The 16,928-nt window shown below is 28.7% G+C and carries 7 protein-coding genes; all 7 read right to left on the reverse strand.

What is annotated here, in order from left to right:
• Nucleotides 1-335: 335 nt before the first annotated feature.
• Nucleotides 336-635 carry an acetyl-CoA carboxylase biotin carboxyl carrier protein gene (locus ACWJKS_RS13135; RefSeq protein WP_462959736.1) on the reverse strand — a complete coding sequence of 100 codons (300 nt, stop codon included), beginning with the start codon at nucleotides 633-635 and terminating at the stop codon, nucleotides 336-338.
• 190 nt (nucleotides 636-825) lie between these two features.
• On the reverse strand, nucleotides 826-4,113 hold the full coding sequence (locus tag ACWJKS_RS13140; protein ID WP_462959737.1) for a condensation domain-containing protein: 3,288 nt from the start codon (nucleotides 4,111-4,113) through the stop codon (nucleotides 826-828).
• Nucleotides 4,103-5,332, reverse strand: a complete 1,230-nt coding sequence (gene fabD, locus ACWJKS_RS13145; protein WP_462959738.1) for an ACP S-malonyltransferase — start codon at nucleotides 5,330-5,332, stop codon at nucleotides 4,103-4,105. The genes ACWJKS_RS13140 and fabD overlap by 11 nt, the downstream gene beginning before the upstream one ends.
• The gene (locus tag ACWJKS_RS13150; RefSeq protein WP_216301680.1) at nucleotides 5,325-6,029 is read right to left on the reverse strand and encodes an ABC transporter ATP-binding protein; all 705 of its coding nucleotides are present in this window, start codon (nucleotides 6,027-6,029) and stop codon (nucleotides 5,325-5,327) included. Before ACWJKS_RS13150 ends, fabD begins: the two co-directional genes overlap by 8 nt.
• A gap of 26 nt (nucleotides 6,030-6,055) precedes the next feature.
• Nucleotides 6,056-8,560 carry an ABC transporter permease gene (locus ACWJKS_RS13155; RefSeq protein ID WP_462959739.1) on the reverse strand — a complete coding sequence of 835 codons (2,505 nt, stop codon included), beginning with the start codon at nucleotides 8,558-8,560 and terminating at the stop codon, nucleotides 6,056-6,058.
• A gap of 24 nt (nucleotides 8,561-8,584) precedes the next feature.
• Nucleotides 8,585-9,928, reverse strand: a complete 1,344-nt coding sequence (locus ACWJKS_RS13160; protein ID WP_216301678.1) for an MFS transporter — start codon at nucleotides 9,926-9,928, stop codon at nucleotides 8,585-8,587.
• Nucleotides 9,918-16,910 carry an amino acid adenylation domain-containing protein gene (locus tag ACWJKS_RS13165; protein WP_462959740.1) on the reverse strand — a complete coding sequence of 2,331 codons (6,993 nt, stop codon included), beginning with the start codon at nucleotides 16,908-16,910 and terminating at the stop codon, nucleotides 9,918-9,920. Before ACWJKS_RS13165 ends, ACWJKS_RS13160 begins: the two co-directional genes overlap by 11 nt.
• Nucleotides 16,911-16,928: the final 18 nt, after the last annotated feature.

Here is a 16,928-nt window from a genome sequence, read left to right on the forward strand (position 1 = left end):
TCTCCCCGGGTAAGAACGCAATCTTTCTCTCCATGTATCTGCTACATTTACACAGTATATTTTTTTGAATAGTTTTGGGCTTCAATTTGTTTAGCAATTTTACCCAGTATACCATGCCTTATATGTAATTTCTGTTCGTCAGACTGGAAATTTGTCTACACCTGCCTTCAGATTCCTCGTCGCCGAGGACACCCTTGGTGTTCAACTATGTGCTTGGCACTATCAACCCGCACTCGGGACTTTCACCCGTTAGATTACGCCCATGCCGGGCACACTAAAAATAAAGAAGCAACATAATCTTGTTACTTCTTTATATAATCCCTTAAATTTGACTCTTACATAACAATCTTAAATAGAACTTCGCCATATTGAATCATTGATAGATTTCTAACACATATTTCACTAACATATCCACATACACAAGATTTTATTTGAATAAACAAGTTTAGATATTCTATAACGCACAATAAATCACCTACTTCAACCATTTGTCCTAGAGTAACAAATGGTTGATGGCTTTCATTATCTATGATTTTTACAATTCCAACGTACTTTGATTTTATTAAATAAATATCTTTATTTTTTATAGCGCATGCAATTTCGTCATTTATGTTATGTTTTTTTTTGCATTGCAAGTTTTAAACTTATGTTACTATCTTTATATTCTAAATATGAAATTGATGACTGTTCCATTTGATTAATAATTTTTTTTAATATATTAATGTCCATTTTGATTTAACTCCTGTTATAAAAACGTATGACCAGGTCGCATATGCCCTTCATGAATTTAAAAACTGCTTTAATAAATTACATGAGAGCAAGATGTTATTTTAACATATGGATAGTTACTTTACTATTTTGTTTTCCATAGATTTGTATTTTATTAATATTAATTTCTGGATTTTGTGTTATTTGATTAATAATGTCATAAAATGAATTAATAAATTGAACAATAGTTTCATCTTTAAATAAATCAGTATCATATTCAAATTCAAATTTAAATCCATCATCTAACGTATAAATTGTTAATAATAAATCATATTGTGATGTAGATGTATTAACATCTTTTAAAGTATATCTTATCCCTTGAACTTCAGGATACATAAAATTCTGATAAACAAATGCTATATTAAATAAGGGCGTTGTACTAGAATCCGTCTTAATTCCTAACTTTTTAATTAACATATCAAAAGGATATTCTCCCTTATCAAGTGCATTTATTACGTTATTTGATACAATTTTTAACAATTCACTAAATTTCACTTCATCATTAAAATTATTACGTATTGGAACCATATTTATAAACACACCTAACATATCTTGAATTTCATTTAAATGTCTCCCCGCCACAGGTGTTCCAATTACAATATCATTTTCTCCAGTATAAAGATTTATAAAAATATTATATATAGATAAAAATGTCATAAATTCAGTTACATTATATTTATTTCCTATATTTAATACCTCTGTTATAATTTCTTTATCTAACTGAAAGCTTATTCTTTTACCATTATACCTTTTAACTTTTAATCTATCAAAATCCTCCGGTAAATATACTGGTGATACCTCTGTGTTAAATTGTTCAATCCAATATTTTTCCATTTTTTGAATTTTTAAATCATATTCCGAACTATTTTGATAATCTACATAATCTTTAAATTGGAATCTTGGTGGCTGAAGTTCTCCTCCATAATATATATTTAAAAATTCATTTAAAAAAAGTGAAATAGTTGTACCATCGCTAATAATATGATGCATATCTATTAAAATAATCGTATCATTTTCGACATTATTTATTTCTAAACGCATTAAAGGAGATTCTGTTAAGTTAAATGGTCTTACAAATGTTTCAATAACGAGCTTTAACTCTTCTTCATCTATTTCCCTATACCCAACATTTATCTCAACGTTATTGTGCACCTTTTGCATAGGAGATAAATTCACAAGTTCTATGCTAGTACGTAAAATTTCATACTTTTGAACTAACATATTAATAATATTTTGAGCCTTTACTGGATCAATCAAACAATTGTATATCCTTGCAGCTATAGGAATATTATACACAGTATTATTTTCTGCAAGACATGCACTAATATAAATTCTAAGTTGTTCTTTACTTAATGGATAATACTCTTCTTTAGGATTATTCTTCAATGTAAAATTATTTTCACTATTCATTTTATCTATAATAACAGATAAACTTTCTATAGTAGGATTTTTAAATATTACAGATGCAGCGATCGTCTTATTTAATCTTTCTTTTATTAACCCAACCATAGCAATAACTTTAATAGAATTTCCACCTAATAAAAAGAAATTATCACCAACTCCATACTTATCATTTTTCAAAACATCACACCATATATTAAAAAGTATCTCTTCTGTTCCAGTTTTAGGACTTTTTAAATATTTAGATCCGCAATCTATAGTATTAATTTGTTGCTTTATTTGGTTAAATTCACCTTTTTTATAATCCTCTGCTAATTTGTAACGTTGTTTCTTACCACTTAGTGTTTTAGGTATACTACTCACTGGTAAAATATCATCAATTATTAAACCATAGTTTAATGCCATATATGCTTTTATTCGGAGTGCCATAATTTTAAATTGATCAAATGTTATATCACTTTCAATAAATATAACTGCTCTGTCTCGCTGTGAGATAGAATCAAAAGCTGCCACAGCTACTACCTGTAATTCTATACATTCTCCTGAGTCTTCTACATATTTCTCAACATCATGACAGTAGATATTTTTTCCATTAACAATTATTAAATCCTTTTCACGGCCTATAATAGTTAATCTACCCTTATTTAAAAAACCAATATCTCCAGTCTTTAACCAGTCATCATCAGTATAAAGATTTTTCGTAGCCTCTTCTAACTCGTAATATCCTGGAGTCAAAGCGTCTCCCCTCAACTGAATTTCACCCGCCACTCCTTCTTCTACTAAAACTTTATTGTTATCGCAGATTCTAATTTGTATTCCATTCAAAGGATATCCAACATCTACCAGACAGATATCATTACTTTGTTCATCACCTAACTCAACCTTTTTTCCACCAATTAAACTTTCACGTTTATAATATCCTGCATAAATATGTTCATTAACAGGGGATATAGTTACGCAAACCGTTGCTTCTGACATTCCATACACAGAAATAATTGAATTATGTGATAACTGTAACGGTTTTAATATATTTACAAAACTTTCGCATGCCTCAAAAGAAATTTGCTCTCCACCATTAAAAATAACTTTTAATGATGATAAATCGAATTTAGGAAGTCCTAGCTTTTGAATTGCTTGTAATACATACTTAAATGCAAAGTTTGGTGTTGCAGAAAAAGTTATTTTGTGCTCATCAATTTTTTGTAACCAATTAAGTGGATTTTGTAAAAACATTGATGTTTGCATTATATGAGTGTTAACTTTATATACTAAAGGCAGTACCACAAAAGGTATTAACGCTAAATTATGTGTTAATGGTGTCCATGTTAATATTTCACTTTCTTTTGTACCGCCAACGGCTTCATAAATGCCTGATACATTTGAAATCAGCGCTTTATGTGTCACTTGAACTCCTTTTGGTAGACTAGTTGAACCTGATGAATATTGTATTAAGCAAATATCATCTTCTTTAGGGTTGCAAATTTTTTGTGATTCATTAAATTCAGTATAATTTTCGTATCTAATGGCTTGTTTTTCAAATTTTTCTATCAATGCACTATCATCTGTATGTTCAATAATTTGTAAGACACTATTTAATACATAATCACTTGTAATAATCCATGAATTAGGCATCTTTTGTAATATCCCTTTAATTCTTTCTATGTTAAATTTATTTTGTATTCTATCAATAGGCACAGGAATAATTCCACCTATAATACACGCTATAAATGTAACTACGAATTGTTCATTATCGTCGAACTGAAAAATTAGTGTATCTCCTTTAACTAATCCGTTCTTCTGTATCATGTGTAAAACTTGCTTACCTTTTCCTAAAATATCTGAATACTTAACTTTATATTCATCATTATGGAGAATAAAGGTTATTGACTCTTCTCTACATTTATCAAGATCAAGTATGGCTTCCGTAATTGTTTTATAATTCATATTCACGCTCCTTATATACATTAAAAGATGATGTTATGCTCGTTAATATACTATTTTGCTCGTTCATAGGAACATTTTTTAACATTAAACATTTTTTTAATAACTCAACACACTTTTCCTCTATATTTTCATGACTTAAACTATTGGACTGTTCTAAATTATTACGAATTAACTCAAGTTTTTTATAATTTTCATTTAACCCTCTATGTGCTTCAACTATATAATTTTCAAATTTTGTTCCTGTTACTTCAGCTAAACATAAATTTACTATATATAATAATGATACTGATTTATTCTTATTAAATTTAATTAAGTCATTAAGCTGCTTTCTATCAGCATATTCATCCATTGCATATGCTGATATCTCATTGTAATTTTGAATAGCTATCCTCGTTAATACATTCCCCGCCCCAAATTCTATGGCATTCTCTATGCCTCTCCTTCTCAAAGTTTTCATACATTGAGTAAAATTTACTGGCTTGTATATTTGCTGTATAAGTCTTTTTTTAATTAATTCTTCCTTATGTACTTCCGCTGTTACATTAGATATTACATGAAACTCTGGCTCTGAAAATTTACATTTATTTATATACTCTTCAAATTTAATTGCAACACCCTGCATAATTTCAGTATGAAACGGTTGAGATGTCTTTAATCTTTTTGTGTTCCCACCTAATATTTCAATTTCTTTTTCAAATTTTCCAATAATATCTGCCTTAGCAGATATAACAACTTGAGTTGGAGAGTTATAATTGGATATATATATTTTTTCATTCATTTTTGCTATTACTTTTTCAAGATTTTCATAACTAACATTAACTACTGCAGTCATAGCATAGCCATTGTCTACAGTACTCATTAATTTACCTCTCATGCTCACAAGTTCCAATGCATCTTCAAAACTTATACACCCTGCACATGTCAATGCTGAAAACTCTCCCAAGCTATGTCCTAATGCTATATCTGGTACGTCCCCTCCAAGTTCTCTATAAAGCTTGTACATAATATAACTTACAGTTAATATAATTGGCTGTGCAAATTCAGTTTTGAAAATATCCTTATTTTCTTCATTACACATTTTCTTTATATCAATATTTAATTTATTCGATGCTTGTTCTAATATTAAGTTTACACATTTATTGTCTGCAAACTTATTACACATTCCAATATATTGTGAACCTTGTCCTGGAAACAGTGCTGCTATCTTTTTATTATTCATTCGTTACAACTCCATCTCTATGGTTAATAATCCGTCCATCACGCATTCTAATTATTCTATTTCCATATTCTGCAGATTCATTTGAGTGAGTAACTTGAATTATCGTAACTTTTTGTTCATCATTTATCCTTTTAAAAAGTTTCATTACTTCGTTTCCAGATACACTATCTAAATTTCCAATTGGTTCGTCTGCTAGAAGTACACTAGGATTTGTTATAAGTGCACGTGCAATTGCTGTTCTTTGTTGCTGTCCTCCTGAAAGCTGATGAGGACGAAGCTTTTTTTTATCTGTCAAGTTAACTATTTTAAGTAATTCCTCTAACTTTTCCTTCACATCCGCTCTCTTTTCTCTTGCCATTACTACTGGAAGTAATATATTTTCCTCTACAGTTAATCCTGGGACAAGATTATAAAATTGAAATACAAAACCTAGTTCTGAGCAACGTAATCTACTCTTTTTAGAATTAGATAATTTATTAATATCTTGATTATTTAATATAACGTTCCCTTCGGAAGGTTTATCTAATCCTCCTAATAAATATAGTAATGTACTCTTTCCACACCCTGATGGGCCCATAATTGAAATGAATTCTCCTTTTTCAACTTCTAAATTCACATCATTTAATATATTGGTATTTTCTTTTCCTATAGTAACTGTTTTAAATAAATTTTCAGTTTTTAATATTATGTCTTTCATTCACTCCATCTCCTACATATATTATTCTATTCATATTTCAATTCATCAATAATTTTCATACGTATTAATCCTAGTGAAGTTATTATAGTACCCAAAATCATTAGTATAAATAATACAATTGCTACAATACCAAATACTTTCCATGAATACAAAAATTTAAATGCAAGCCCTGTTCCCCAAAGCATTTTAGGAAGCATAATGCAAATTGTATAACTTAATATGCAACTAGAACCTAAAGAAATTATAAACAATGCTATAGTTTCTAAAAAAAACATACAAGTAATTTGAAGATTACTCATTGCAACAGAACTTAAAACTGCAATTTGACGTTTTCTCTGCAAGAAACTAATAAACAAATTATTAACAACTCCGAATCCAACTAAAACAAAAACTAGGGCCATTAATACGCTTAAAACCGAAATCAATCCATCTACTCCTTGCATACTATCATTTATACTTTGATTAATTGTTTTAACAACAGCAGGAGTGTCTATAAGTTCATCAGTAATATCACTTGTTGCCTTTTTCTTCTTATCATCTGATAATTTCACAAGTATTTGATATGGTATTTTAGTTACGCTTCTCTTCATATTATCAAGGCTTATAATTGCTGCATCCCTTGTTGTTGCAAACCCAGAAGAGTCTAGAAAACCTATGATCTCATATTTACTTTTTCGTTTTGTTAGTTTTTCAGAATCATAAGTAACCAATAATTTATCTCTAATTTTTAAATTGTTTTTATCTGCAAAGAAAGAATCAACCATTATATAATCGCCATCTTGTAATTTTTCAGCCAACTTCTTATCATACTTTACTCCATTCTTATGAAAATCACTAAATTGTTGATCTTTTGACATTCCAATTAAACTTAAATTTCCGAGAGTTTGTGTACCTGCTTCAGCTGCTTCAGCTTTAGGAAATGCTAAATATTCATAATACATTTTATTAACACCATCTATTTTACTGATCCTGTCGTAAGTTTTAATATCTGAACTAATGCTAGTAATAGATACGTCAAAATCATTCTGATTAAGCATTGACACCATTGACGATTGAACACTCGTAATTACTATGGATATAGTTAATATCATCGTTATCATAACAGTTATTAGTGTTATATTTCCTTGTAAAAATTTATCCGTTTCCAAATTCTTCATTGCCAAATTCAGTGTGCCACTAAACTTACCTAATGTCTTTGATACAAGCAATGTGAAAATATTAACTACAATTGAGGAAATTAAAATTCCCCCTATTATTAAAAATAAAAAGCTTATTGCACCTATAATACTATTGTAGTTTTTGTTGTAAAAATACAATCCTGCACTTACGCCAAAACTTATTATTCCAAAAGCTACATGAGCAATGCTTACATCTTTTGTTAGCTTTAATGTATTTATTATTTGATTTTTCACTTGAATTTTATTAATATTGAAAGTTATAGTTAAACTACTAATCAAAGATATCCCTACAGCAACAGCAAAAGCTATTAGTATATTAACTGGTTCCATTATAGGAATAGCATTTGTATTACTTGTCTGAAATTGATTTAGCATAGAATATATATTTGATAGTGTAAAATTACTTACCCCTATCCCTAATATAAATCCTAAAATTCCATAAATTAAACTTTCACCAATAAACAATAGGCTTATCTCACCTTTAGTTGCTCCTACACTTTGAAAAGTCCCAATTACGCTTATTCGTTCTGCTCCCATTACCTTAAATAGAAATGAAATTAAATATACACTTATAAATATTGTAATTACCAATACAAATAATAAAGCTAATGATATAGAGTCAGTTTGAGTTTTATAATCCTCAATTGAATGTGTAGCCTGTGCATCTATACCGCTGTTATCATTCTCTATATTTTTCATAACATTATTTATATCTTTACCATCCTTTACAGCTACATATATGTTGTTTATTTTATTTTCCGAATGATAAAATTGTTCTACAATTTTTTTAGGTAATACCATAGTAATGTTATTTTCATCATCCTTAGCAAGCACTCCACTGTTATCAGCTACGTTTACTACAGTATTCCTATATTTTTGTCCCAGCACATCCAATTCAAGTTCTGATCCTATATTGACCCCTAAATAGTTTAATGCCTTTTTAGATATTACAATTCCGTTATTATTATCATTTTCCTCATTATCAATAACTTTTAATTTCTTAAGTTCATTTGTATCTGCACCAATAATATTTATCTTTATATTTTTCCCAGCTTTATTTTTAATTTTTCCGAGTCCACCAAATATTTCTGAACTATTTTTAACATCGCTGCTATTAAGTTTTATACTACCTTGCTTAATTAATTCATCACTATTTTTTGATGCACTTATAACAATATCTATATTTCCTAATAAATACTTAACATTTGTATCATATGTGGCCATGAAATAATTATTTATACCTAAATTAGCCATTACCAACAATGTTGTAATCATTATAGAAAAGATAATGATAAAAGATCTTAACTTTTTATTCCATATGTTGTATAAAAAATATTTTAATATAAGTTTCATTTTCCCCTCCTAATTATTCACCATTTATTGAATATTTACTGACTTTCTAAAACTATTGAAATCTTTACTAAATACCGATATTAAGATTGCCATTAAAATTGATACTGCTGACACTACGATTACTATTATTGAATTAAAGTTTTGTAGAAGTTGTCCATAAATAACAACCCCTAGTGGACCAGAAATACTCAATGCTGTTGTCGCTATTCCAAAAATCCTGCCTCTCATATTCTCCGGAACATTTAATTGAAGATAAGTATAGGTTGGAACAATTATCATTGTGTATAGTACACCCATAAAAAACATTATTACAGAAAAAATTATAGTAGTGTTCCAAGTATTCCATCCACTTAAAATACCTTGAATAAAATTTGGTACGTTTAAAATAGTTTGTTGATTCTTAATTGCATACTCTATTCTAACTGGTATAACCCACGCAATTACACTAATACCTAAAAGCAAAAATAAAATTGGTAATTTTCTTAGGACTGAGTTAGTATTTTTTATTATACCTACTAAAATTGCACCTGCAATTACTCCTATACCTAATGCTGCAAGTATAAACGATAACTGATATTCTGATGATACTATCTCAATTCTCATAATATATTGAATTGCGACCATTGTAAGTGGAGAATACACGAATGTTAATATTGCTAATATAATCATAAAAAACTTTATACCAGTTGTTTCTTTAACATATTTGAATACAAATTTTAAATTATCGATAAATTTATCAGTCTCATGTTCGTTATAATTTCTATTGCTTGTAAATACTAATGAAAATGTAAGAATAGCTCCTATAATATAAGAAACTCCATCTATACACATTATTAGTTTAATTCCTATTACCTTATAAAGCAGTGCACTAATTACTGGGCCTAGAATTGTTATAATAGCACCCATACCTTGAAAAAATGAATTTGCTTTTGGAAGCTTGTCCTCTTCTACAATGTTCGCTAGACAGGAATTAATACCCAAATTCAAAAATGATTGAACTACACTTACACTAACAACGCATATTCCTAGAATGAAAATATTATTTCCTATCATTTCTAATGATATAAACATACTCAAAACTAAAATACTGCTAATAATATCTGCCCAAAGTATTATCTTTTTCTTGTCATATTTATCTATAATTGTTCCAGCAATTATACTAATTAATATCCCTGGCATCATACTCAGTGTCAAAATAAGTGAATATATTGCTGGTGATCCTGTAGCGTCTAAAATATAAAGACTTAATGCAAATTTAAATACGGCTGATCCCAAATCACTAATAAATCTACTTAAAAACAAAATAGGTATGTTTTTTTTCGGAAATTTTTTAATATAAATTTCATTTGAAACAGTTTTATTTACCATATTTAATCTCCTTGCACTCTTTAATATTTTCTATATTGCTTTTAAAAAACTCAATTATTGTATTATCTTGCGTATCAAATGGAATATTTATATCCACTTGTATTTTATTATTTGAATATCTAGTCATAAAGTGTATATTTACTGATTCCTCCATATTTAGCTCATGCATTAATCTTTCATATAATACGTCTTCAAATAATTTCATTTCTTTTTCTTCAAGCTTGCCTTGAAAATTAAACACTATAGATGATTTTTCATTTGTTTCTGTAACAAATCGGCATATCTTAGGTGTCCTTACTTGTTGTGACTTATTAGTTGCTAAATTTGAAAAATTAATATTATGGGTTTCAGAAAGAGCTATTGCATCTTGAGTTACCTGTACCATATTAGAAAGCTCTAATTTTCCATCAATAAATACTGGTATCATATCAATAAATTCTCCAACTGTGTCGAAATACCCCTTATTCTCATAATTACGTCCATAATAATAAAACATTATCGGAAGATTCTTCACTCCCATATAATCTTGAATAAATATATTAAGTACTTCAAATGCAACCTCCCATGCATTATCCTCACTTACACCCTCTTGTTTTTCAATTTCAAACTTTATATAAGTACTTTTATCACGATTATATTTATTTATCTTTTCATTTAGCAAATTAGTGTATTGTACATATTTACCAACTTCTAATTTTTTAACTAACTCTTCGTCACTTATATTTACAGGTCCTTTTCTTATCTGTTCAATAAAATTCTGATATTGGTTACTATTTTCCATTCCAATTACTTCACCGTCTAAAATTCTATTATAAAATTCATTAATACTGCCCTTAACAATTTCTCCACTCATCGCATCAAATATTGCATGATTTACTGGTAAAAATAAATAGAAGTCTCTTTCAGTTGATTTAACAAGCAAAGTTCTATATAACAAACTATTTTCATCGTTACTGTTTGCTGTATTATGCACACATCTAGAAATTTGTTCATAACTTTTAAAATAATAGTCACTTGCAATATTTCTCATGAGATTTACTTTACTTTCTTTTGTTACATTACTGATATCTATATAGGGAGCTTGTACATTATTTATTAATTCGTGTTGACTCCAAAACAATATATCATTTCTCTTTACTAGTGTTGATCTAAAAATACCTTGATTAATAAGTAGTGCCTGTATTGCTTTATTAAATATATCGATATTTAATACATCATCAAAATGTAACAGTGTGCCCGAGTATCTTTCACTATCTAAGAAAAAATATTGAATTGGTGCTAATCTATATTCTTTTTCTACCTCACCAATTAATACAGCCTTTTCAAACTCTTTATGTTTATTATTAATTTCATTTATTATAGTCTCGCAATTAATTTTCAGCATATGTAAATTCGACTCAAAATCATTTAGATTAATATTTATTATCCTTTCCCCTTCAAAACTATCAATACCTAATGCTAATGCTTTATCGCTAGAAATAATATAATGAGGATAAATTTCCTTATCTACATATTTATTTAAGGCTTCTAAAAGTTTTTGTTTATTGTCCTCGCTATAATCATCAACACAATAAATTATGTACTGTTCATTATCTATAATTGTCTCTACAATGTTTATATTTAAATTTAATGTCTCAAATATTTTTTTCTTTACTTCCGTACCATTGCTAATTAGATTTTTCTTTACTAAGGAATTTAAATAATATTCTAAATCTAAAATGGTGTTATGACTAAATACATTATTGATAATAATATCTATATTAAATTTTTTCATATCTGCAATAAACATTATTACCTTCATAGAATTACCACCAAGCTCAAAAAAGTTATCGTCAACACTTACTTCATCTACTTCTAAAACTCTTTTCCATGAGTCAACCAATAATTTTTGTAATTTATTATTAGGTGGTAAAATTGATTTCTTATTTATTTCTTCCCCCTCTACTTTCATACTTTTTAAAACTTTCAAATCCAATTTTCCATTTGGTGTATGTGGTAAACTATTTAATGTGATAAATTTATTAGGAATCATATAATTTGGTAACTTATTTGATACGTAATCTCTAATCTCTTTTGAGGAAACTTTAAAGTTTTCTACATAATATGCCAGAATATAATCTTTATCATCAGTTACAACACCAACTTCTTTTATAGCTCCATGTTGTGCAATGCAACTCTGTATCTCGCCTAGTTCTATTCGATAGCCATTAATTTTAAACATATTATCATTTCTACCTAAAACTTCAATTTCACCATCATTACGCCATCTTGCAGTATCCCCTGTTTTATACATCATTCCGAAACTATGAGAATCCATATGTATAAACCGATCTTTATTTAATTGTGATCTATTGTGATAACCCTTTGAAATTCCATCTCCGCCAATAATTAGTTCTCCAACTGAACCAATAGGTACTAATTTATTCTTCGTATCTACTATGCAACAACTTGTGTTTGCTATTGGCTTTCCAACTGTAATATAATCCAGGTTTGTTAGTTCTTTAACTGTTGACCATACAGTTGTTTCAGTAGGTCCGTACATATTGTATATTCTTAATTTATCATATTTATTTAATTTTTTTAACAGTTCTAAAGGAAATGCCTCTCCGCCAATTAAAATAGTTCTAAGTTTTCTAAATGCTGTTGAATTCTCTTCATTTAAAATTAATTTCATTCTTAGAGGAGTCGCCTGTAAAATATTAACATCATTTTTATCAATAAGCTGACATAGTAATTGAGGACTATTTATTTGTTCATCAGATGCTAACACAATAGTGGCACCTTTTGACAACATTAAAAAGCTTTCTAATACAAAAATATCAAAACCAAAAGTTGTAACACTCAATATTTTGTTATTTTCATTAATGTCTATAATCCGTGTAATACCATTAATAAAATTATTTACGTTCTTATGTGTCAATATTACACCTTTAGGTACGCCTGTTGAACCTGATGTATATATCATATACATTGGACTATTTTCATCAATACTAACATTTGGAGAATTGAAATTATTGGAATAATTGTTTTCTTTTGAAAGATCTATGGAATTAGCAAAATTAATAATAATACTCTTATCACTGCAATAATGTAATACACTTGTAGCTCCACTATCCTTAATCATAAATTCTATTCTTTTTTTAGGATAGTATGGATCTATTGGAACATATGCTGCCCCAATTTTTATAATAGCTAACAACGCAACGATCATCTCAATGGATCGTTCTGCCACTATGGCGATAAACCCTGATTTATCAACACCTCTTAATAAAAGTTCATTTCCAAGAGAATTAGCTCTTTCATTTAACTCTATGTAACTTATTTTTTCGTCGTTGATGATTAATGCTACCTTATTTGGTGTAAGATTTACTTGTGTTTCTATTAGCCTGTCTATTGTTAAAGTCTCATTATAACTTGTCATGCAAGTTCCAAACACTTTTAATTCTTTTAATTCCTCTTTAGTAAGCATATCTAGTTTATCAATAGTTGTTTCGGGTTTTTTCGCCATCTCATCTAATATGTTGAATAAATTTCCCATCATTCTCTCTATTGTTTTTCTTTCAAATAAAGCTGTAGAAAATTCAATTTCTAAATTTATAATATCGCTTTTCTCAATAGCATTTACTGTAATGTCTACTTTAGAAACTTTATTTTCAAAAGCATATGGTGAAATTGTTAATTCTTTTATATCCATTGAAGCTTGTGAAAAATTTTGCATTGAAAACATTACATCAAATATCTGATTTCTGCTTAAATCCCTAGGTAAATCTAATAATTCTACCATTTTATCAAAGGGAAATTCTTGGTTTTCATATACACTTATAGTATTATTTTTTATTTTATTAATTAAATCTAATACTGTATCTTCACCTACAACCTCATTACGCATAACTACGGTATTTACAAACAATCCAATTATATTGTTAAGTTGTGAATCATTTCTACCTGACACAGGTGAACCAATTATAATATCATCTTGATCTGTGTATTTTTTAATCATTATATTTAATGCTGCAAATAACACATTATAGGTTGTTGTTAAATTATTTTTTGCTAAATCCTTAATTGATTCAGTAAGTTCTTTTGACAAATCCTTTGATATTCTTAACCCCTCAAATTGTTGTACTTGTGGACGAATTTTAGTATTTGGCATATTTAGCCTTGTTATTTTTCCTGATAATTGCTTTTTCCAGAATTCTTCTTGTTTCTTATAATCTCCTGTTTCATTTTTCTTATTAAGAGCTATTGCATAATCACTATATTTTAATTTAGTTGCCCTTTCATTGTCTCCAATATAAAACTTCATTAATTCTTCAATTAATATAGTTATTGACATTCCATCACAAATAATGTGATGAATATCGAATAATAGTAAATGTTTATTTTCAAATACCTTTATTATTCCATTTCTTAATAAAGGTGCTTTATTAAAACCAAATGGTTTAATGAACTCTTCAATTGCACTATCATAATCACCATTATTACACTCAATAATTTCCAAAGAGAAGTCAACATTGTTATGTATTTTAGCAAATACTTGTCCATTATTTTCATTAAATGATGTTCTAAGGCTTTCCTGAGAAGCAATAAGCTTTTTGAATGAATTTTCAAGCTTATTAATATCAATCTTACCTTCAATTATCATAACAGTAGGCATATTATATGCTTTAGAATCACTGTCCATAAGATTAATTAAAAATAACCTTTCTTGCTGCGGAGTCAATTTATATTCATTAATTGAACTATGTTCATTAATTTTGTTATGAGAAATCACGCCTATGTTTTTATTATCAAACTTGCTTTCCATTGTTTTTGCAAGAGTTATAAAATCGCCGCTTCCCATTATATCTTTTATTTCCACTTTCTCACCAATAAGATTTTTTAAAATATTAAAGACCTTCATTGCAAAAATGGAGTCTCCTCCAAGTTTGAATAAATTATCATTTACATTTACTTCATCAATTCCTAATACATTTCCCCAAGTATTTGCCACTATTGAAACAACTTCTTCTGATACACCAGAATAATTACCAATAACCAGTATATTCTTTTCTGATTTCTCATATATTTCTTTTCTAACTTTACTTATATCCTTATCAACATATGGTATTTCAATTACGCATTTCTTCATATCAAATGGATAAGGTGGTAGATGAACTCTACTAGGTTTTTCATATAGCTTATCCCAATTTATTTCTATACCTGTACAATACTTTTTAGCTAAATCACTAAGCATATTCTTTTTTATATCATCAGTAGCTTGTAAAATATCTTCATCAATTAATTCTTTTTTATACTTTGTTTGATCTTCTATTCCATAGTAAATCTGTTCTCCTTGTGTTACTAAATCCTTTTCCATTTCTAGATAATTTATTTTTTTAGCTGCGTCCATGCAACTATCAGCCACAATTGCTACCCGATATGTATAATGCCCTCTACAACAATTCGTTGTATAACATATATCATTAAAATTCTCTTGTGTTTCCTCAAGAAATATTCTCATACTTCCTAGATATTTCTTTAATGAAAATTCACTTTTTGCTGATAACACTAATACTGAAATCCCAATGTTATTATAGTTTTGTTTTTTAGGAGCCTCCTCTAATACTAAATGAACATTAGTTCCACTTAATCCAAATGAATTTATACCACATCTTAGAGGTGTTTCACCACACTCCCATTCTCTAAGTTTTGTATTAACATAAAATGGTGAGTTAATAAAGTTAATTATCCTATTTGGTGATTTAAAGTTACATGTAGGTGGTAATTTTCTTTTTTTTAAGGCTAACGCAACTTTTATTATAGATGCAATCCCAGATGCATGATCCAAATGCCCAATATTTGTTTTTACAGAACCTATAGCGCAAAATTGTTTTTTATCTGTATACTTTAAAAATGATTTTGTTAAACCCTGAATCTCTATTGGGTCTCCTATCTTTGTACCTGTTCCATGAGCCTCTATGTACGATATAGTATCCCCCTTAACTCCTGCATTTTCCCAAGCACCTAAAATAGCTTTTTCTTGAGCTAATGGGTTTGGAGCAGTAAGTCCTATTGAATTTCCATCATGATTACTCACCCCGCCCTTAATCACAGCATAAATGTCATCGCCATCTTTAATGGCCTTTTTTAAAGGTTTAATAAAAATTGCACCAACACCTTCACCAACACCCGTTCCATCTGCACTGTCATCAAAAGCTTTAGTTTTCCAATCTCCTGCCTCTACACCCAACTTTTCGCCTATCACTATAGGTAACATACTTAACTTTACACTACCTACAACTGCTGATTGACATTGATTGCTTTGTATACACATACATGCCATATGAACGGCAAGCAATGCTGATGAACAAGCTGTATCTATAACCATTGCCGGTCCATGAAAATCTAAGATATGGGATATTCTACTAGCAATCGCAGGTACTATATTCCCTGCAAGTGCCAGTGTTAATGCTTCAGGTGATACATCAGAAATAATCTGACGATACTCATTTACTGTAGAATTATCATATCCTACAAATACGCCAACATTTTTTCCTGACAATACCTTATTACCATACCCTGCATCTTCCAAACAATTGAAAGCCTCTTGCAAAAATAACCTTTGATTTGGATCCATTAATTTTGCTTCAGCAGGAGTAATTCCAAAAAACGAATAATCAAAGTTTTCTATGCCTTCAAGGTACCCCCCTTTTGCAAAAATTACGTCATCATCAAAGCCTATATAGTTAAGATATTTTTTTGCAAAATCCATTCTATCTTTTGGAAAGTCTACTATACAATCCGTAGAGTTAGCTATAACATCCCAAAATTTATTCTTATCCTCTGCTCTTGGCATATTCGCGCTAATTCCTACAATTGCAAATTGTTCATTTTTTTCACTTGATGCACTACTCATTATAGATATTATTTTAGCTACCATTCGTTTATCTAAGATGTTTTTAGAAGCACACTGAATTAAATATTTTATCTCCTCTTTCATATTCTTCTCCTTTTCACT

Source organism: Clostridium sp. CM038, from assembly GCF_055081105.1.

What these genes read in the sequence shown, in the direction of transcription:
- ACWJKS_RS13140 (WP_462959737.1), bottom strand. Translation starts at nt 4,113, where the DNA reads ATGAATTATAAAACAATTACGGAAGCCATACTTGATCTTGATAAATGT.
- ACWJKS_RS13150 (WP_216301680.1), bottom strand. Translation starts at nt 6,029, where the DNA reads ATGAAAGACATAATATTAAAAACTGAAAATTTATTTAAAACAGTTACT.
- ACWJKS_RS13165 (WP_462959740.1), bottom strand. Translation starts at nt 16,910, where the DNA reads ATGAAAGAGGAGATAAAATATTTAATTCAGTGTGCTTCTAAAAACATC.
- ACWJKS_RS13155 (WP_462959739.1), bottom strand. Translation starts at nt 8,560, where the DNA reads ATGAAACTTATATTAAAATATTTTTTATACAACATATGGAATAAAAAG.
- ACWJKS_RS13160 (WP_216301678.1), bottom strand. Translation starts at nt 9,928, where the DNA reads ATGGTAAATAAAACTGTTTCAAATGAAATTTATATTAAAAAATTTCCG.
- fabD (WP_462959738.1), bottom strand. Translation starts at nt 5,332, where the DNA reads ATGAATAATAAAAAGATAGCAGCACTGTTTCCAGGACAAGGTTCACAA.